The following is an 18,202-nucleotide window of genomic DNA, read 5'->3' as shown; positions in this document are numbered from 1 at the left end:
TCCAACATCAGATCAGGCGGCGGGGCTTAGACCTTGGTCTCTTCCACCGGCACATGCATACGGTCGCGGTTGGCCAGGGTCGGGAACAGTTTTATCCACACCCCCGTCACCACCAGCGTGCCAATCCCGCCCATCACAACGGCAGGCACAGTGCCGAACCAGTGGGCGGTAATCCCCGATTCAAATTCGCCGAGTTGATTGGAAGCGCCGATAAACAGGCCGTTGACCGCACTCACGCGGCCGCGCATTTCATCCGGCGTCTCCAACTGCACGAACGAGGCGCGGATCACCATGCTGATCATGTCCGCCGCGCCGAGCACCACCAGCACCGCCAGCGAAAACCAGAACGAGGTCGACAGGCCAAAGGCAATAGTCGCTACGCCGAACACGCCGACAGCCGTAAACATCACCCGCCCGACTTTCCGGTCCACCGAAAACCGCGCCAGCCACAGCGACATCAACAAGGCGCCCACCGCCGGTGCCGAGCGCAGCAGGCCCAGGCCCCAGGCGCCGGTCAGCAGGATGTCTTTGGCAAACACCGGCAGCAAGGCGGTCGCGCCGCCCAGCAGCACGGCGAACAGGTCGAGTGAGATGGCGCCGAGGATGTCCGGGCGGCTACGGATAAAGCGAATCCCGGCCAGCAACGAGTCCATGGTGGCCTTGGCTTTATTCAATGGGGTCTGGCGGGCGGGCAGGTTGAGGGTCAATACGCAGGCGATCAGGTACAACGCCACTGTCGGGCCATACACCCACACGCTGCCAAACGCATACAGCAAACCGCCGAGGGCCGGCGCGACGATGGTCGCCAGTTGCTGCGCCGATTGCGACGACGCCACGGCGCGCGGGAACAGCGCGCTGGGCACGATGCTCGGCAGCAGCGCCTGGGTGGTCGGCATTTCAAACGAGCGCGCAGCGCCGAGCAGGAAGGCGAGGATGAAGATCATCTCGCGGGTCACGTTGCCGGTCAGGCCGCCGATGGCCAGGGACAAGGCGATCAGCGCCTGCACGGTCTGGCAGATCGCAGCGACCTTGCGCCGGTCATAGCGGTCGGCCACATGCCCGGTGTGCAGCATGAACAGTACACGCGGTACGAATTCCACCAGGCCGACCAAACCCAGGTCCAGCACGTTACCGGTCAGTTGGTAGAGGTTCCAGCCGATGGCCACGGTGAGCATCTGGAAGCCGCTGGCGGTGAAGATCCGTGCCAGCCAGAACGCGATGAAAGGGCGATGGTGACGCAATAGCAACGCAGGTTCACGGGTAGGCATCGGGAATTCAGGTCGGGAGCAGAGGGAATGCCGAGATTAGCATCAAGCTGTAACAAATAGTTGCAAGAAGTCGACTGAGGCAGCCTGTCACGCGGCAAAAGACCACACAGTCCTACAGCCAAAATGGGACTACTCTTTCATCAATGCTTGATCCAGATCAAACCCTGCCCCGGGATTGCTCTGGCGGCCGAAAGGCCAGACTCCCTGCGTGGTTGGTTAAAAAAAGAAACGAATTGAAATTCGCCACACTCCATATCCGTGGGGGCAGTGGGTGCAGGCTCCCAGCCAGCAGCCGGTATTACCTGACAGAGGAAGACTTATGTTCGGTTTGGAGGCGCTAGATCTCGCCCGAATTCAATTCGCGTTCACCATCTCATTCCACATCCTGTTCCCGGCGATCACCATCGGCCTGGCCAGTTACCTCGCGGTGCTGGAAGGCTTGTGGCTCAAGACCCATAACGACACCTACCGTGACCTCTACCATTTCTGGTCGAAGATCTTTGCCGTCAACTTCGGCATGGGTGTGGTCTCGGGGTTGGTCATGGCCTACCAGTTCGGCACCAACTGGAGCCGTTTCTCGGACTTCGCCGGCGCGGTGACCGGGCCATTGCTGACCTATGAGGTGCTGACGGCCTTCTTCCTTGAGGCCGGGTTCCTGGGGGTGATGCTGTTCGGCTGGAACAAGGTCGGGCGCAAATTGCACTTTTTTGCCACGGTGATGGTGGCCGTGGGTACGTTGATCTCAACCTTCTGGATTCTCGCGTCCAACAGCTGGATGCAGACGCCGCAGGGCTTTGAAATCATCGATGGCCGCGTGATTCCGACCGACTGGCTTGCGGTAATCTTCAACCCATCGTTCCCCTACCGCCTGATGCACATGGCCACGGCGGCATTTGTGGCCACGGCGTTTTTCGTCGGCTCTTCGGCGGCCTGGCACTTGCTGCGCGGCAGGGACAACCCGGCGATCCGCACCATGCTGTCGATGGCGATGTGGATGGCCCTGATCGTGGCGCCTATCCAGGCGGTGATCGGTGACTTCCACGGCCTCAACACGCTCAAGCATCAACCGGCGAAAATCGCCGCGATTGAAGGCCACTGGGAAAATATCGGCAACGAGCCGACGCCGCTGATCCTGTTCGGCTGGCCCGACATGAAGGCCGAGAAAACCAAATACGCGGTCGAGATTCCGTACCTCGGCAGCCTGATCCTGACGCACTCGCTGGATAAACAGGTGCCGGCGCTCAAGGAGTTTCCACCGCAAGACCGGCCTAACTCGACCATCGTGTTCTGGTCGTTCCGGGTCATGGTCGGCCTGGGTTTCCTGATGATCTTCACCGGCCTGTTCAGCCTCTGGCTGCGCCGGGGCGACAAGATGTACACGTCCAAGCCGTTCCTGTACCTGGCGCTGTGGATGGGCCCGTCCGGCCTGATCGCGATTCTCGCCGGTTGGTTCACCACCGAAATCGGCCGCCAGCCGTGGGTGGTCTATGGGCTGATGCGCACGGCGGATGCATCGTCCGGGCATAGCCTGGCGCAGATGACGATTACGCTGGTGCTGTTCGTGGTGGTGTACTTCGCGCTGTTCGGCGCAGGGTTGGGCTACATGATGCGCCTGGTGCGCAAAGGGCCGCAGACCCACGAAGGCAGCGAGCCGACCCACGGTGGCCCTGGCCAGAAACGCACACCGGCGCGTCCGTTGTCTGCCGCCGATGATGGCAGCGATGACGACCACGACCACGCCCACATCCAGCACAAGGGGAATTGAGATGGGTATTGATCTTCCGCTGATCTGGGCCGTGATCATCATCTTCGGCATCATGATGTACGTGGTCATGGACGGTTTTGACCTGGGTATCGGCATCCTCTTCCCGTTCATTCCGGGAAAAGTCGACCGTGACGTGATGATGAACACTGTCGCCCCGGTCTGGGACGGTAACGAAACCTGGCTGGTACTCGGCGGCGCGGCGCTGTTCGGCGCGTTCCCGCTGGCCTATTCGGTGGTGTTGTCGGCGTTGTACTTGCCGCTGATCCTGATGCTGATCGGGCTGATCTTCCGGGGCGTGGCCTTCGAGTTCCGCTTCAAGGCCAAGGACGACAAGCGTCACCTGTGGGACAAGGCATTTATCGGCGGCTCGATTGCGGCGACGTTCTTCCAGGGCGTGGCGCTGGGGGCGTTTATCGACGGCATCCCGGTGGTCGACCGTCAGTTTGCCGGTGGTTCGCTGGACTGGCTCACGCCGTTCACGATGTTCTGTGGCGTTGCCTTGGTCATCGCCTATGCCTTGCTCGGCTGCACCTGGCTGATCATGAAGACCGAAGGCAAGTTGCAGGAGCAGATGCACAACCTGGCGCGGCCATTGGCTTTCGTGGTGTTGGCGGTGATCGGCATCGTCAGCCTGTGGACGCCGCTGGCGCACCCGGAAATCGCTTCGCGCTGGTTTACTCTGCCGAACCTGTTCTGGTTCCTGCCGGTGCCGATCCTGGTGCTGGTGACCATGTACGGTTTGATTCGCGCCGTGGCGCGTAATGCCCACTACACGCCGTTTTTGCTGACGCTGGTGCTGATCTTCCTCGGCTACAGCGGCTTGGGCATCAGCCTGTGGCCGAACATCATTCCGCCGTCAGTCTCGATCTGGGACGCCGCCGCGCCGCCGCAGAGCCAGGGCTTCATGCTGGTGGGCACGCTGTTCATCATTCCGTTCATCCTGGGCTACACCTTCTGGAGCTACTACGTGTTCCGCGGCAAGGTCACCCACGAAGACGGCTATCACTAGGAGGGTTGGTTCATGTCCGGCAAACCGTCGTTGCAAGAGATCGAACAGGCCGAGAAACAGCCGCTGTGGCGGCGCCTGGGGTGGTTGGCGATGATCTGGACTGGCAGTGTGCTGGCGCTGTTCGTCGTCGCCAGCCTGATGCGTATGTTCATGAACGCGGCCGGCCTGACGACCCACTGACATCCCAATCCGGGCCTCGCGGCCCGGCTTTCAGCCCTGCCTTTTGCAAGAAAGGCAGGGTTTTTTTATTTGCGCGCTTTGAGGATCACGAATTTTGGTGTGGTAGCGACTTGCTCGACGCCACGGAATAACCGCGCCAGTTTGGTGTGATAACCCAAGTGACGGTTGCCGACTATATAAAGGGCGCCGCCAACCACCAGTGATGATCGCGCTTGCTGGAACATGCGCCAGGCGAGGAAATCGCCCACTACCTGCTGTTGGTGGAAGGGTGGATTGCATAGCACCACGTCCAGGGAGTCTTGCTCCTGGCCGGCCAGGCCATCGTCGGCGCGCACCGTCACATCGCGTGCACCCAGAGCCGCTTGCCAGTTTTCGAGTGCTGATTGCACGGCCATGTAGGACTCATCCACCAAGGTGTACCGCGCCTCGGGGTTTTGCAGCGCGCTGGCGATTGCCAATACGCCGTTGCCACAGCCCAGGTCCGCCACGCGGGCGCTGCCGAGGTTTTTCGGCAGGTGTGGGAGGAAGGCGCGGGTGCCGATGTCCAGGCCTTCGCGGCAGAATACATTGGCGTGGTTGAGCAGTTCGATGCTCGGTGTGTCCAGGCTGTAACGGGTGGGGTAGGGCGACACGGCGTTAGGGCGAGCCTCTGCGGTCGCGATCAGCAGCCGTGCTTTTTTTACCGCGAGAGACGCGTGCATCGGCCCGATGTACCGCTCCAGCAACTCGCCTGCGGCCCGTGGCAAGTGCTTGATCATTGCCGAGGCGACCACTTCGGCGCCCGGTGCCAATTGCCCTTGCAGACGGATCAATTGCTCTTCGAGCAGCGCCAGGGTTTTGGGCACGCGGATCAGCACGCGGTCGAATGGCCCCACTGGCACCTGGCTGGCAGGCACAAACGTCACCGCGTCAAATGCCTTGCCGTTGCGCACCAGGTTTTTCTCAAGGCCAAGGGCTGCGAGAAACGAATCGCCGCTGGACGTGAGCTGCACCTGGCCTTCCAGGCTGGCCGCCAAAGCGCCGAAACTGTCATTGAGCACCAGCACACGGGTTGCAGCGCCGGGCTGCTGATCGGCCAGATAGCTGAGCAGGTACTCGTCGGCGGCGTCGAAGGCCTGCAGCGGATCATTGTGTTGCTCAGGCTGGCGAATCAGGTCGAGCTGGGCGAAGGGGCTGTCAAGCAGGGGCATGGCGGGGGAGGCTCTGGGTCATCGATGGGTGTTCGGCGGCTGTGGGCAGCCGGCGCAACCATCTGAGTGAACTGCGAGGCGACTTCCGCAACGGGAACTGCGTCAACACTCAGAATTGGCCGTAAATGTTACTTTTTTTTCGATGGGATTACATGCGGTGTTTCTAAAGCAGCTAAAACAACCCGGCTTTCGAGGCACAGAGCACGGCGGCGATCTTGTTATTAACGCCCAGTTTCCTGAGGCAACTGCTGATATGAAAGCCCACGGTACGCTCTGACAGGCACAGGATCGTGGCGATGTCTGATGCAGTCTTGCCCATGGCTGACCATCTGAGGATGTCCGTTTCCCGTGGCGTCAGCTTGCAAGGGGGCGAGATGCCCGGTTTGTCGGCATATTTATGTGAAACCACTGCGTGCATCGCATGGCAGAGCCACAGTACCTGGCCGGCTTTCTCGTAAAGTTCTTCGGGGGTGACTTTGCCGGTACTTCGACCCAGGGTCAGCATGCTGAACACGCCCTGGAAGTCATGCACTGCCTGGGTCCAGCCCAAGTGCACGCCAAACGATTGGGCCAACGCCCATAAATCCGGTGAGGCGTTGAAGGTCTTCTGCTCCCACACAATCGGCAGCACGCTACGTTTGCAGTGAGCAACGACAGGGTCTACATCAAAAAAGTGCGCTTGGTTATAAAGTGTGTTCCATTCATTCGGGTAGTTATTTAAATTGATCGGCTTCGTCTGATGGTTGGATTGTTGTGAGCTCATTGTGAAAGAACAGTATTCAAACCCTAGCTGGTACGTGTGATTGATGACCATCTCATAAACAGTGGTGATCTTGTTCTCACCCTCCAGTTTGGGGAGTCTTGTATTGCGCCAGTTAACCATTGGTAACTCTCCATGGGTGTTAGTGTGACTTGGGTACGTCCTGGCCCCCAATGCGGCACGAAAATTAGTGTAGGACATGTCCTACGTATTTTGTGTGAAAAAAATTTGCCTGATATCCGCATTTCATTTTCTCTAATGTGTACAGGATGCTTATTTTTGTACAGGGCGACTTACTGCCCGGAAAATTTCATTGTTTTTAATAGCTTGCCGGCGATGTTAAATTGATGGCCTTTAAATTTAAGGCCTCATCTAATGACATGAAGTAAGCGAGGAAATAGCTAAATGATTAGTTCGAACTAGACAGCCGCCTTGTATTTAATTGTTACAAGTAGCTGAACAGCCTAACCTCATGCCTGCCTGTAAGACTGTCGAACAATCGCAATGCCAGTACAAACCAGCGGTGTTTCCCCGCGCGACTTTGAGGGACACTAGGGCACCTGTTAAACGGAGCTCCTCATGACGGCCAGTGCTGAGAAATTTACCCGCCAGACCTTGCTCGACGTGCAATCGCTGACCCCCAGCCTGTTTACCTTGCGCACTACGCGCGACCCGGGTTTCCGGTTTACGGCAGGCCAATTCGTGCGTTTGGGCGTCGCCAAGGCGGATGGCAGCACCGTATGGCGTGCCTATTCGATTGTGTCTTCGCCGTTTGACGAGCACCTCGACTTCTTTTCCATCGTTGTACCGGGCGGCGAATTCACCAGTGAGCTGAGTCGCCTGCAGGTGGGCGATACGCTGCTGGTGGAGCGTCAAGCCACGGGCTTCCTGACACTTAACCGCTTTGTCGACGGACGTGATTTGTGGTTGCTGGGCACCGGGACGGGCGTGGCGCCATTCCTATCGATCCTGCAGGACTTTGAGGTGTGGGAAAAATTCGAGCGCATTGTGCTGGTGTACAGCGCTCGGGAGGCCCAGGAGCTGGCGTATCAGGCGTTGATCAAGGAACTGGGCGAGCGTGAGTACCTAGCCGAGCACGCTCACAAGCTCGTCTACATTCCTACCGTGACCCGTGAGCAGCATCCGGGGGCGCTGAATGGGCGTATTACCACCCTTATCGAGAATGGCGAGTTGGAGCGCGCTGCCGGCGTTGAACTGACCCCGGAACACTCCCGCGTACTGATTTGCGGCAACCCGCAGATGGTCGATGACACCCGCCAACTGCTCAAGCAACGCGACATGCAACTGAGCCTGAGCCGCCGTCCTGGCCAGGTGGCAGTGGAAAACTACTGGTAAACCGCCGGGGTAAAAAAAAGGCGCCTGCAATAGGCGCCTTTTTTTGCCAAGCCCGGGCTGATTAAAGCGGCTTGTCGTTCTGTGCCTTGAGCAGATCGCGGATCTCACCCAGTAACACTTCTTCCTTGCTTGGCGTTGGCGGCAAGCTGGGGGCCACAGCCTCTTCGCGCTTCAGGCGGTTGATCGCCTTTACGCCCATGAAGATTGCAAAGGCCACGATCACGAAGTCGATCACGCTCTGGATGAACTTGCCGTACGCCAGCACCACGGCGGGCACGTTACCCTGCGCGGCTTTGAGCGTTATCGCCAAGTCCCCGAAATCCACGCCACCGATCAGCAGACCGATAGGCGGCATCACCACGTCGCCCACAAACGAGGAAACAATTTTGCCGAAAGCGGCGCCGATGATGATACCGACGGCCATATCGACCACATTGCCTTTGACCGCGAAGGCCTTGAACTCACTGATCACGCCCATAGGTTATTCCTTGTTACAGATGAGAAGGGTGGAGGTCAGTGTAAGTCAGTCGCAGAAGGCTTGCGCGACACAACCGTTAACACTGTCAATTTTTATCGACACATTAAATCGCAAATAGTTTGCAAAGTGCCACCAATCGCGCGCGGAATACTCGCTATTTCAGTGGCTTACCACCGTATTTTCCTAATCGGCCCGGTGGGGTTTTTCTATTTATCTTCTGACTCGCGGGTCACTAGCCTCTGGCAAGCACAACTGAATGTGCACTAAAAAAACCAGAGGAAACCTCGATGAACAATCCAATGAAGCGCGGCCCGGTTCTCGCGCGACATGCGCTGATGCTCGCAAGCGCCAGCCTGCTGTCGCTCTCCGTACACGCCGCCAACCTCACGCGCGATAACGGTGCCGCCGTGGGCGACAACCAGAACTCGCAAACCGCCGGTGCCAACGGCCCGGTGCTGCTGCAAGACGTGCAACTGATTCAAAAATTGCAGCGTTTTGACCGTGAACGCATCCCCGAGCGCGTGGTGCACGCCCGTGGCACCGGCGCCCACGGCACCTTCACCGTCACCGACAACCTCAGCGACCTGACCAAAGCCAAAGTGTTCGCGGCCGGTGAGGCCACGCCGGTGTTTGTGCGTTTCTCCGCCGTGGTCCACGGCAACCATTCCCCGGAAACCCTGCGCGACCCACGCGGCTTTGCCACCAAGTTCTATACCGCCGAAGGTAACTGGGACTTGGTCGGCAATAACTTCCCGACGTTCTTTATTCGCGATGCGATCAAGTTCCCGGACATGGTCCACGCGTTCAAGCCCGACCCGCGCACTAACCTGGACGACGATTCCCGCCGTTTCGATTTCTTCTCCCATGTGCCCGAGTCCACCCGCACGCTGACCGAGCTGTATTCCGACTCCGGCACCCCGGCCAGTTACCGTGAAATGGACGGCAACGGCGTACATGCCTACAAGTTGATTAACGCCAAGGGCGAAGTGCACTACGTCAAGTTCCACTGGAAGAGCCTGCAAGGCATCAAGAACCTCGACCCCAAACAAGTCACCGACGTGCAAGGGCGCGACTACAGCCATATGACCAACGACTTGGTCACCCACATCAATAAAGGCGACTTCCCCAAGTGGGACTTGTACGTGCAAGTCCTTAAACCTGAAGACTTGGCAAAGTTTGACTTCGACCCATTGGACGCCACCAAAATCTGGCCGAATGTGCCGGAACGCAAAGTTGGCCAGATGGTGCTGAACCGCAACCCGGCGAATGTCTTCCAGGAAACCGAGCAAGTGGCCATGGCCCCGGCCAACCTCGTGCCGGGCATCGAGCCGTCGGAAGATCGCCTGCTGCAAGGCCGAGTGTTCTCCTACGCCGACACACAGATGTACCGCCTTGGGCCGAATGCCCTGCAACTGCCGATCAACGCTCCACGTGTGACCGTCAACAACGGTAACCAGGACGGTGCGATGAACTCAGGCAAAACCACCACCGGCGTGAACTACCAGCCAAGCCGCCTGCTGCCACGCGAAGAGCCGCAAACCGCGCGCTACAGCCAGTCGGCGCTGTCGGGCAGCACCCAGCAAGCGAAGATCCAGCGTGAGCAGAACTTCAAGCAAGCCGGTGATTTGTATCGTTCCTACAGTAAGAAAGAGCGCCAGGACTTGATCGAAAACTTCGGCGGCTCGCTGGCGACGACTGACGATGAGAGCAAGCACATCATCCTGTCGTTCCTCTACAAGGCGGACCCTGAATACGGCACTGGCGTGACCAAAGTCGCCAAAGGTGACCTGGCGCGCGTGAAAGCGCTGGCAGACAAACTGACCGACTGACGTCCGTTCCCGTCGGCGCCCTTGCACGGGCGTCGACTCCTGGCAGGAGAACACCCCATGCGTATTTCGATTGGTTTATTGATGGCGATGCTGGCTTTTGTCGCCCATGCCGAGTCGCCTGACCCGGTCGCGCTCAAGGCGCAATTGCAGGACTACTACTTCGACGCCGCCCGCCGTGGCGATATCGACATGCTCAACACTTTCATCGAGTCCGGCTACAGCCTCAACACTCAGGACGACAAGGGCTACACCGCGCTGATCCTCGCTGCTTATCACGGCCAGGGCTCTTTTGTGGAGCGCTTGCTCAACGCCGGCGCCGACGCCTGTGTGCAGGACAAACGCGGCAACACCGCGCTGATGGGCGCGATCTTCAAGGGCGAGCTGAAAATCGCCCAGCGCCTGCTGGCCACCGACTGCAACCCCGACCAACGAAATGGCGCCGGGCAGACCGCGGCCATGTACGCCGGGCTGTTCAAGCGCGTCGAGCTGCTGGATGAATTAAAAGCCAAAGGCGCCGACCTCAACGCCGAAGACCCAATTGGCAACAGCGCTTCACGATTGGCCAGTGGTGAAATCCGGACCCCGGCGCCGCGCTGAGCTATCATCGCGGTTTTTCGGTTGGAGGTTCTCAAATGGCAAAGGCCAAGCGCATGTACGGCTGCACAGAGTGCGGCGCGACCTTTCCCAAGTGGGCCGGCCAGTGCACCGAGTGCGGCGCGTGGAACACCCTGACGGAAACCATGATTGAAAGCGGCGGCGCTGCGGCCCCCACCGGCCGTGCCGGCTGGACCGGGCAACAGGCGCAGATCAAAACCCTGGCCGAAGTCAGCGTTGAAGAGATCCCGCGCTTCTCCACCGCCTCCGGCGAGCTGGACCGCGTACTCGGCGGCGGCCTGGTGGATGGCTCGGTGGTGCTGATCGGCGGTGACCCCGGCATCGGCAAATCGACCATCCTGCTGCAAACCCTGTGCAGCATCGCCAGCCGCATGCCGGCGCTCTACGTCACCGGTGAGGAATCCCAGCAGCAAGTGGCCATGCGCGCCCGGCGCCTGGGCTTGCCCCAGGACCAACTGCGGGTGATGACCGAAACCTGCATCGAAAGCATCATCGCCACGGCCCGCATCGAAAAGCCCAAGGTCATGGTGATCGACTCGATCCAGACAATTTTCACCGAGCAGCTGCAATCGGCACCGGGCGGCGTATCCCAGGTGCGCGAGAGTGCGGCGCTGCTGGTGCGGTATGCCAAGCAGAGCGGCACGGCGATCTTTCTGGTCGGCCACGTGACCAAAGAAGGTGCGCTGGCCGGGCCACGAGTGCTGGAGCACATGGTCGACACCGTGCTGTATTTCGAAGGCGAATCCGATGGTCGGCTACGCTTGCTGCGGGCGGTGAAAAACCGCTTTGGCGCGGTCAACGAATTGGGCGTGTTCGCCATGACTGACCGAGGCCTGAAAGAAGTCTCCAACCCATCGGCGATTTTTCTCACGCGTGCCCAGGAAGAAGTCCCGGGCAGTGTGGTGATGGCCACGTGGGAAGGCACCCGGCCGATGCTGGTGGAAGTCCAGGCGCTGGTGGATGACAGCCACCTGGCCAACCCGCGCCGGGTCACCCTCGGGCTGGATCAGAACCGCTTGGCGATGCTGCTGGCGGTGTTGCACCGTCACGGCGGCATTCCCACCCACGACCAGGACGTGTTCCTTAACGTGGTCGGCGGGGTCAAGGTGTTGGAAACCGCCTCCGACCTGGCGTTGATGGCGGCGGTGATGTCCAGCCTGCGCAATAAGCCGCTGCCCCATGATTTGCTGGTGTTTGGTGAAGTCGGCCTGTCCGGCGAAGTGCGCCCGGTGCCGAGTGGCCAGGAGCGCCTTAAAGAAGCCGCCAAACACGGCTTCAAGCGTGCGATTGTGCCCAAGGGCAACGCGCCAAAAGAAATGCCCGCTGGGTTAAAGGTGATTGGCGTCACGCGCCTGGAGCAGGCGTTGGATGCACTGTTCGAATAATTCATGGATCAGTCAGGGATGAGTGCAATGCACAACACGAATCGCTGGGCAGCCGTTGCCCTGTTCATGGCCTTGGTGGGTTTGCCGGGCATCGCCTTGGCCGAGTCGGCCAAGCTGCCGGCCGGTTACCGGTCTGCGCAGAAGTTGGCGACCCAGGACGGCAGCGTGCTGCAAGTGCTGGAAGACCAACGCATCAGCGCCCAATTGCACAAAGACAGTTGGGGCAATGGCCTGGACGAGGACTCGTTTGACGAGCCCGGTGATCTGGTCGAAAACCCGTTGCTCAAAGCCCGCGTGCGTTTGCTGTCGGCGTCCGGCGAGGTGCTGGCCAGCGAAGAGCTTGGTTACCCATTGGCCAAAGTCGAGAAGGCCCCGCTCAAAGGGCTGCCGGACCCTGTGTATTTTTTGAGCATTGATCAGACGGCGCCGATGGGCAGTTACAGCGGCCCTGCGACGCAACTGCTGCTGCCAGCCAAACAGCAACTCAAACCCGTGAGCTACAAGGGCGCCGACGGTAAGGTCGAGCCATTGACCCTGGCCCAGACCGGCAAAGCCGCGTGGCAGATTGCAACGCCCGCTGACGGCGGCGCAGATGAGTTGTTGCAAGTCTCGTCATTTATGGACGGCGACGGCGATGATGATTTCGCCACGCGGTTTGAAACCTACCGGTTTGTCGACGGCCAATGGCAAGCCACCTCGAGTCAAAAGGCGGGCTACTGGGACGCAGAAAACGAATTCCCGGCACGTACGGCGTTTCCGTAAAGCCTCACACCTGCAGCAGTGCGCGGAGCTCGCGCTCAAGTTCTTCCTGATCGCCGAGGTTCAGTTCGATCAGCCGGCGCAAATGGCTGATCGACTCCAGGTCGATGTGCTCGCACACAAAGCCCAACTGCTCAGGGTCATCATGGGCCAGCTTCACCTGCATCTTGATATGCGCCTGGGGGTCAAGGCGGATATCCACCTCGAACGCCTCGGCGCGATTACCCTGCCAGTCAGCCGGGCGTTGCACCAACAATCCTTTCAGCGACAAGTCCACCAATTGCACCGGCCAATTCCAGCCGTTTTGCGCAATAGTCGTGCGTGCATCGAAGGCGATACGCCGAAAACGGCGGCGATCAGACGGCTGTTCGCTCATGGTCGATTCCTCTGTGGATAGGAGGATTGTAGCCCTGCGCCATCATCGGGCTTTTATTTCTGCTTTTTTTACCGTTGCAAGGCTCTAGACCAATGTAGGGGGGTGGCCTTTAAGGCCAGTAGCGCTAAACTCGGACTGGCTGTCCTTTCTGTCCACCCTGGCTGGAATATAAAAATGAAAAATAATAATAGCCTGCTACGCCACCTACCCTGGCTGGTGCTGGCAATCGTAGGAGCGTGCGCCCTGGGCGTAGTGGCCTTGCGCCGCGGCGAGGCGATCAACGCCTTGTGGATTGTGGTCGCTGCTGTGGCCATCTACCTGGTTGCGTACCGTTACTACAGTCTGTTCATCGCTAACAACGTGATGCAACTCGATCCACGGCGGGCCACCCCCGCAGTGCTCAACAATGACGGTCTGGACTATGTGCCGACCAACAAACACATTCTTTTTGGTCACCACTTTGCGGCGATTGCCGGTGCAGGCCCGCTGGTCGGCCCGGTACTGGCGGCGCAAATGGGCTACCTGCCAGGCACGCTGTGGCTGATTGCCGGCGTGGTGCTGGCCGGTGCGGTGCAAGACTTCATGGTCCTGTTCCTGTCCACCCGTCGCAATGGCCGCTCCCTGGGCGACATGGTGCGCGAAGAAATGGGTCGCATCCCCGGGACCATCGCGCTGTTCGGCTGCTTCCTGATCATGATCATCATCCTCGCGGTGCTGGCGCTGATCGTGGTCAAGGCCCTGGCCGAAAGCCCATGGGGCATCTTCACGGTGATGGCGACCATTCCGATCGCGATGTTCATGGGCGTGTACATGCGCTACATCCGCCCGGGCCGCATCGGCGAAATCTCGATCATCGGCGTGCTGTTGCTGCTCGGTTCAATCTGGCTGGGCGGGCAGATTGCTGCTGACCCGGTCTGGGCCAAGGCCTTCTCCTTCACCGGGATCCAGATCACCTGGATGCTGATCGGCTACGGTTTCGTTGCCGCAGTGCTGCCGGTGTGGCTGATTCTGGCGCCGCGTGACTACCTCTCCACCTTCCTCAAAATCGGCACCATCATCGCCCTGGCGATCGGCATCCTGGTCACCATGCCAGAGCTGAAAATGCCGGCCCTGACCCAATTCATCGACGGCACCGGCCCGGTGTGGAAGGGCGGCCTGTTCCCGTTCCTGTTCATCACCATTGCCTGCGGCGCGGTCTCGGGTTTCCACGCGCTGATTTCGTCGGGCACCACGCCCAAGCTGCTGGATAACGAAGTCAACTCGCGCTACATCGGTTACGGCGCGATGCTGATGGAGTCGTTCGTGGCGATCATGGCCATGGTTGCCGCTTCGGTGATCGAACCCGGCGTGTACTTCGCCATGAACAGCCCGGCTGCGGTGGTCGGTGCTGACGTGGTGACGGTGGCGCAAACCGTCAGCAGCTGGGGCTTCGCCATTACCCCGGAAGCCTTGACGGCGGTGGCCCATGACATCGGTGAAACCACCATACTGGCGCGTGCCGGCGGTGCGCCGACCTTGGCGGTGGGTATCGCGCAGATCCTGCACAGTGTGCTGCCAGGTGAAAACACCATGGCGTTCTGGTACCACTTTGCGATCCTGTTTGAAGCGCTGTTTATCCTGACGGCCGTCGACGCCGGCACCCGTGCCGGTCGCTTCATGCTCCAGGATTTGCTCGGCTCTTTCGTGCCGTCGCTCAAGCGTACCGAGTCCTGGACCGCCAACCTGATTGCAACCGCAGGTTGCGTAGCGATGTGGGGTTATCTGCTGTACCAAGGTGTGATCGACCCACTGGGCGGTATCAACACCTTGTGGCCGCTGTTCGGTATCTCCAACCAGATGCTGGCCGGTATCGCGCTGATGCTCGCCACCGTTGTGCTGATCAAAATGAAACGCCAGCGCTACATTTGGGTGACCATGCTGCCGGCCGTCTGGCTGCTGATTTGCACCACCACGGCGGGCTTCATCAAGCTGTTCGACGCCAACCCGGCGATCGGCTTCCTGTCGCTGGCCAAGAAGTACAGCGACGCCCTGGCCAACGGCCAGATCCTCGCGCCGGCCAAGAACATCGACCAGATGCAACACGTGATCTGGAACGCCTACACCAACGCAACGCTCACGGCACTGTTCCTGTTCGTGGTGTTCAGCATCCTGTTCTATGCGCTCAAGGTCGGCGTCGCCGCCTGGGGCAACAAAGAACGTACGGATAAAGAAGCCCCGTTCCAGGCCGTACCGGACGCGTAATCGAGGATTGCAAGCATGTTCAATGACATCAGTCGCCTCGGTAAATACCTCGGTCAGGCCGCGCGCCTGATGGTCGGCATGCCCGACTACGATACGTACGTCGAGCATATGCAAACCAAACACCCGGACAAACCGATGATGGACTACAAGGCGTTCTTCCGGGAACGCCAGGAAGCCCGTTACGGTGGCAAGGGTGGGCCTAAATGCTGCTAGCCCGATAAGTTGGGCTAGCGGTGATCCCATGTGGGAGCGGGCTTGTGTGGGAGCTGGCTTGCCTGCGATAGCATCAACTTGGTCTGCTAGAAAGACCGAGTTGTCTGCATCGCAGGCAAGCCAGCTCCCACATAGGTCTGCTCCCACATTTGTTTTGTGTTCCTTCAGTTTTCAGGAGAATTGTCTTTGTCCTCTCCCATCCCCGTCACCATCCTCAGCGGCTTCCTCGGCGCCGGCAAAACCACCTTGCTGCGCCACCTGCTCAAAGCCGAGCACGGCCTCAAAATCGCCGTGATCGAAAACGAATTCAGTGACGCCGGCATCGACACCCAACTGCTGGGCGCAGAACCCGTGCAAGTCATGACCCTGTCCAACGGTTGCGTGTGCTGCACCATCCACACCGACCTGACTAAAGCCCTGTACCTGCTGCTTGAACGCCTGGACAGTGGCGAGATAGCCTTCGACCGCCTGGTGATCGAGTGCACCGGCCTGGCTGACCCGGCGCCCGTGGCCCAGACCTTTTTCATTGATGAAGAACTGCGCGAGCGCTACATCCTCGATGGCATCATCACGCTGGTAGACGCAGCTCACGCCGAACACCACCTGACCCAGACCATCGCCCAGGCGCAGATCGGTTTTGCCGACCGCCTGCTGGTGAGCAAGCGCGACTTGGTCGACGAAGCGACCTTCGACGCCCTCAGCCAGCGCCTGACCCGCATCAACCGCCGCGCGCCAATTCGAGTGGTCGACCACGGCGCCATCGACCTGGCTGAATTGCTCGATGTGCGCGGTTTCAACCTCAACGCCGGCATGAACCTGCGCCCGGTCAGCGCCGCGCCGTCCATCGACCGCATTTCCAGCCTGGTGCTGCGCACCGACCAGCCGCTGGATATCGACCGCCTCAGCGAGTTTATGAACGAGCTGCTGGAAGACCACGGCAAGCAACTGCTGCGCTACAAGGGCGTGCTGAACATTGCCGGGGAAGACCGGCGGATGGTGTTTCAGGGTGTGCTGAAACTCTACGGCTTCGATTGGGACACCGAATGGGCCGAGGGCGAGGCGCGCGAAAGCGTGATTGTGTTTATTGCCGATGAGTTGCCGGAGCAGAAAATTCGCGACGGTTTTGCCAAGGTTTACCAACCCTGACTTGAAATACAATCCACTGTGGGAGCTGGCTTGCCTGCGATTGCTGTTGATCGTTCCCACGCTCCGCGTGGGAACGCCTCTTGTGACGCTCTGCGTCACGCTTTGGGACGCGGAGCGTCCTGGGCTGCGTTCCCACGCGGAGCGTAGGAACGATCGACATCTCAAGCATAAAAAAGCCCGGCTCTTGAGCCGGGCTTTTTATTCAAGCAACTGCAATCAAGCGCCGTATACCGGCAGCTTTTTGCAGATGGCCTTGACCTTCTCACGCACCGCGTCGATCACGGCTTCGTTGTTCAGGTCTGCCAGGATGTCGCAGATCCAGCCGGCCAGTTCCTTGCACTCTGCTTCCTTGAAGCCGCGAGTGGTCACAGCCGGGGTGCCGAAGCGCAGGCCGGAGGTGACGAACGGCGAACGTGGGTCGTTCGGTACCGAGTTCTTGTTCACGGTGATGAAGGCTTTGCCCAGTGCGGCGTCAGCGTCTTTACCGGAGATGTCCTGCTTGATCAGCGACAGCAGGAACAGGTGGTTTTCAGTACCGCCGGACACCACGTCAAAACCGCGCTCGATGAATACACCGGCCATGGCCTTGGCGTTTTTCACCACTTGCTGCTGGTAGGTCTTGAACTCAGGCTGCAGGGCTTCCTTGAAGCAGATCGCTTTGGCGGCGATCACGTGCTCCAGCGGGCCACCTTGGCCGCCCGGGAATACGGCGGAGTTCAGCTTCTTCTCGATCTCGGCGTTGGCGCGCGCCAGGATCAGGCCGCCACGTGGACCGCGCAGGGTCTTGTGGGTCGTGGTGGTCACTACGTCAGCGAATGGCACAGGGTTCGGGTAGACGCCAGCGGCGACCAGACCGGCCACGTGGGCCATGTCGACGAACAGGTAGGCGCCGACTTTGTCAGCGATTGCGCGGAAGCGTGGGAAATCCAGGATCTGCGAGTAGGCAGAGAAACCGGCCACGATCATTTTTGGCTTGTGCTCAACCGCCAGGCGCTCGACTTCGTCGTAGTCGATCAGGCCATTGCCGTCGATGCCGTACTGAACGGCGTTGTACAGCTTGCCGGAGGAGGAAACGCTGGCACCGTGGGTCAGGTGACCGCCGTGGGCCAGGCTCATGCCCAGGATGGTGTCGCCCGCTTGCAGCAGGGCCAGGTAAACGGCGCTGTTGGCTTGGGAGCCGGCGTGCGGCTGGACGTTGGCGTAATCGGCGCCGAACAGTTCCTTGGCACGGTCGATGGCCAGTTGCTCAACCACGTCGACGTACTCGCAACCGCCGTAGTAGCGCTTGCCTGGGTAGCCTTCGGCGTACTTGTTGGTCAGAACCGAACCTTGAGCCTCCATGACCGCAGGGCTGGTGTAGTTTTCCGAAGCGATCAGCTCAATGTGCTCTTCCTGGCGCACGGCTTCTTGCTCCATGGCGGCAAAGAGATCGGCGTCGTACTTGGCAATAGTCAAATCACGGCTGAACATGGCGGTCCTCAAGGATCGGGGGCAGAAAAGGAGGGCATTCTAACCCAATGGGTTTTAGATGGCATATGAAAGGACATCATGTCGCGGACAAGTGGGGCTCATCCAGGGATGGGCGGTGTCTGTGCGGCCCTCTTCGCGAGCAAGCCCGCTCCCACACTTGAC

Annotated in this window: 17 protein-coding genes; 11 read left to right on the top strand and 6 right to left on the bottom strand. The window is 59.8% G+C overall.

Features of this window, described 5'->3' with window-relative positions; all coding sequences use genetic code 11:
* Nucleotides 1-26 precede the first annotated feature (26 nt).
* Nucleotides 27-1,268 carry an MFS transporter gene (locus HX783_RS20190; protein WP_177018021.1) on the bottom strand — a complete coding sequence of 414 codons (1,242 nt, stop codon included), beginning with the start codon at nucleotides 1,266-1,268 and terminating at the stop codon, nucleotides 27-29.
* A 319-nt stretch (nucleotides 1,269-1,587) separates the two neighbouring features.
* Between HX783_RS20190 and HX783_RS20185 the strand changes: the two genes are divergently transcribed.
* The 3 genes from HX783_RS20185 to HX783_RS20175 are packed head-to-tail and all read left to right on the top strand — an operon-like array spanning nucleotide 1,588 to nucleotide 4,222.
* Nucleotides 1,588-3,033, top strand: a complete 1,446-nt coding sequence (locus tag HX783_RS20185; RefSeq protein ID WP_177018020.1) for a cytochrome ubiquinol oxidase subunit I — start codon at nucleotides 1,588-1,590, stop codon at nucleotides 3,031-3,033.
* A gap of 1 nt (nucleotide 3,034) precedes the next feature.
* A complete protein-coding gene (gene cydB / locus HX783_RS20180) occupies nucleotides 3,035-4,042 on the top strand; it encodes a cytochrome d ubiquinol oxidase subunit II (RefSeq protein ID WP_106579299.1) in 1,008 nt (335 codons plus the stop codon).
* Between the two features lie 12 nt (nucleotides 4,043-4,054).
* Nucleotides 4,055-4,222: a DUF2474 domain-containing protein gene (locus tag HX783_RS20175; protein ID WP_081321503.1), complete on the top strand. Its 168-nt coding sequence runs from the start codon at nucleotides 4,055-4,057 to the stop codon at nucleotides 4,220-4,222.
* 65 nt (nucleotides 4,223-4,287) lie between these two features.
* Here the strand turns inward: HX783_RS20175 and HX783_RS20170 are convergent, their stop codons facing one another.
* On the bottom strand, nucleotides 4,288-5,412 hold the full coding sequence (locus HX783_RS20170) for a class I SAM-dependent methyltransferase (protein WP_177018019.1): 1,125 nt from the start codon (nucleotides 5,410-5,412) through the stop codon (nucleotides 4,288-4,290).
* Nucleotides 5,413-5,584: 172 nt separating this feature from the next.
* On the bottom strand, nucleotides 5,585-6,295 hold the full coding sequence (locus HX783_RS20165; RefSeq protein ID WP_177018018.1) for a LuxR family transcriptional regulator: 711 nt from the start codon (nucleotides 6,293-6,295) through the stop codon (nucleotides 5,585-5,587).
* A 456-nt stretch (nucleotides 6,296-6,751) separates the two neighbouring features.
* Here HX783_RS20165 and HX783_RS20160 point away from each other — a divergent pair, with 456 nt between their 5' ends.
* Nucleotides 6,752-7,528 (top strand): ferredoxin--NADP reductase, encoded by a 777-nt coding sequence (locus HX783_RS20160; protein WP_159960032.1) that lies wholly within the window; start codon nucleotides 6,752-6,754, stop codon nucleotides 7,526-7,528.
* Nucleotides 7,529-7,589: 61 nt separating this feature from the next.
* Here the strand turns inward: HX783_RS20160 and mscL are convergent, their stop codons facing one another.
* Entirely contained in the window at nucleotides 7,590-8,006 is a 417-nt protein-coding gene (mscL, locus tag HX783_RS20155; protein WP_159960030.1) for a large-conductance mechanosensitive channel protein MscL, read from the bottom strand.
* A 287-nt stretch (nucleotides 8,007-8,293) separates the two neighbouring features.
* Between mscL and katB the strand changes: the two genes are divergently transcribed.
* From katB to HX783_RS20135, 4 genes are read left to right on the top strand one after another with little or no spacing between them, the layout of a single operon-like run.
* A complete protein-coding gene (gene katB, locus HX783_RS20150; protein WP_159960028.1) occupies nucleotides 8,294-9,835 on the top strand; it encodes a catalase KatB in 1,542 nt (513 codons plus the stop codon).
* 57 nt (nucleotides 9,836-9,892) lie between these two features.
* On the top strand, nucleotides 9,893-10,432 hold the full coding sequence (locus HX783_RS20145) for an ankyrin repeat domain-containing protein (protein WP_159960026.1): 540 nt from the start codon (nucleotides 9,893-9,895) through the stop codon (nucleotides 10,430-10,432).
* A gap of 35 nt (nucleotides 10,433-10,467) precedes the next feature.
* Nucleotides 10,468-11,835, top strand: coding sequence for a DNA repair protein RadA (gene radA / locus HX783_RS20140; RefSeq protein WP_017139308.1), 1,368 nt, complete (start codon nucleotides 10,468-10,470; stop codon nucleotides 11,833-11,835).
* Between the two features lie 27 nt (nucleotides 11,836-11,862).
* Nucleotides 11,863-12,597, top strand: a complete 735-nt coding sequence (locus HX783_RS20135) for a hypothetical protein (protein WP_159960024.1) — start codon at nucleotides 11,863-11,865, stop codon at nucleotides 12,595-12,597.
* Between the two features lie 4 nt (nucleotides 12,598-12,601).
* Here the strand turns inward: HX783_RS20135 and HX783_RS20130 are convergent, their stop codons facing one another.
* The gene (locus HX783_RS20130) at nucleotides 12,602-12,970 is read right to left on the bottom strand and encodes a PilZ domain-containing protein (RefSeq protein WP_177018017.1); all 369 of its coding nucleotides are present in this window, start codon (nucleotides 12,968-12,970) and stop codon (nucleotides 12,602-12,604) included.
* A 174-nt stretch (nucleotides 12,971-13,144) separates the two neighbouring features.
* On the opposite strand from HX783_RS20130, the gene HX783_RS20125 reads away from it, so the two are divergent.
* The 3 genes from HX783_RS20125 to yjiA all read left to right on the top strand — a co-directional run bounded on the left by HX783_RS20125 (nucleotide 13,145) and on the right by yjiA (nucleotide 16,570).
* A complete protein-coding gene (locus HX783_RS20125; RefSeq protein WP_159960020.1) occupies nucleotides 13,145-15,211 on the top strand; it encodes a carbon starvation CstA family protein in 2,067 nt (688 codons plus the stop codon).
* Nucleotides 15,212-15,226: 15 nt separating this feature from the next.
* The gene (locus HX783_RS20120) at nucleotides 15,227-15,424 is read left to right on the top strand and encodes a YbdD/YjiX family protein (protein ID WP_003176208.1); all 198 of its coding nucleotides are present in this window, start codon (nucleotides 15,227-15,229) and stop codon (nucleotides 15,422-15,424) included.
* A gap of 186 nt (nucleotides 15,425-15,610) precedes the next feature.
* A complete protein-coding gene (gene yjiA / locus HX783_RS20115) occupies nucleotides 15,611-16,570 on the top strand; it encodes a GTPase (RefSeq protein WP_177018016.1) in 960 nt (319 codons plus the stop codon).
* A 216-nt stretch (nucleotides 16,571-16,786) separates the two neighbouring features.
* Here yjiA and glyA read toward each other — a convergent pair whose 3' ends face one another.
* Nucleotides 16,787-18,040, bottom strand: a complete 1,254-nt coding sequence (gene glyA, locus HX783_RS20110; RefSeq protein WP_177018015.1) for a serine hydroxymethyltransferase — start codon at nucleotides 18,038-18,040, stop codon at nucleotides 16,787-16,789.
* Nucleotides 18,041-18,202: the final 162 nt, after the last annotated feature.

The organism is Pseudomonas sp. D2002 (assembly GCF_013385735.1).
Taxonomy (GTDB): Bacteria; Pseudomonadota; Gammaproteobacteria; order Pseudomonadales; family Pseudomonadaceae; genus Aquipseudomonas.
The sequence above is the reverse complement of the archived record's forward strand: the minus strand, read 5'-3'. Positions and strand labels throughout refer to the sequence as shown.

Bases quoted from the DNA above. Each gene is read 5' to 3' on its own strand.
- HX783_RS20190 (WP_177018021.1), bottom strand. From the start codon at position 1,268: ATGCCTACCCGTGAACCTGCGTTGCTATTGCGTCACCATCGCCCTTTC.
- HX783_RS20185 (WP_177018020.1), top strand. From the start codon at position 1,588: ATGTTCGGTTTGGAGGCGCTAGATCTCGCCCGAATTCAATTCGCGTTC.
- cydB (WP_106579299.1), top strand. From the start codon at position 3,035: ATGGGTATTGATCTTCCGCTGATCTGGGCCGTGATCATCATCTTCGGC.
- HX783_RS20175 (WP_081321503.1), top strand. From the start codon at position 4,055: ATGTCCGGCAAACCGTCGTTGCAAGAGATCGAACAGGCCGAGAAACAG.
- HX783_RS20170 (WP_177018019.1), bottom strand. From the start codon at position 5,412: ATGCCCCTGCTTGACAGCCCCTTCGCCCAGCTCGACCTGATTCGCCAG.
- HX783_RS20165 (WP_177018018.1), bottom strand. From the start codon at position 6,295: ATGGTTAACTGGCGCAATACAAGACTCCCCAAACTGGAGGGTGAGAAC.
- HX783_RS20160 (WP_159960032.1), top strand. From the start codon at position 6,752: ATGACGGCCAGTGCTGAGAAATTTACCCGCCAGACCTTGCTCGACGTG.
- mscL (WP_159960030.1), bottom strand. From the start codon at position 8,006: ATGGGCGTGATCAGTGAGTTCAAGGCCTTCGCGGTCAAAGGCAATGTG.
- katB (WP_159960028.1), top strand. From the start codon at position 8,294: ATGAACAATCCAATGAAGCGCGGCCCGGTTCTCGCGCGACATGCGCTG.
- HX783_RS20145 (WP_159960026.1), top strand. From the start codon at position 9,893: ATGCGTATTTCGATTGGTTTATTGATGGCGATGCTGGCTTTTGTCGCC.
- radA (WP_017139308.1), top strand. From the start codon at position 10,468: ATGGCAAAGGCCAAGCGCATGTACGGCTGCACAGAGTGCGGCGCGACC.
- HX783_RS20135 (WP_159960024.1), top strand. From the start codon at position 11,863: ATGCACAACACGAATCGCTGGGCAGCCGTTGCCCTGTTCATGGCCTTG.
- HX783_RS20130 (WP_177018017.1), bottom strand. From the start codon at position 12,970: ATGAGCGAACAGCCGTCTGATCGCCGCCGTTTTCGGCGTATCGCCTTC.
- HX783_RS20125 (WP_159960020.1), top strand. From the start codon at position 13,145: ATGAAAAATAATAATAGCCTGCTACGCCACCTACCCTGGCTGGTGCTG.
- HX783_RS20120 (WP_003176208.1), top strand. From the start codon at position 15,227: ATGTTCAATGACATCAGTCGCCTCGGTAAATACCTCGGTCAGGCCGCG.
- glyA (WP_177018015.1), bottom strand. From the start codon at position 18,040: ATGTTCAGCCGTGATTTGACTATTGCCAAGTACGACGCCGATCTCTTT.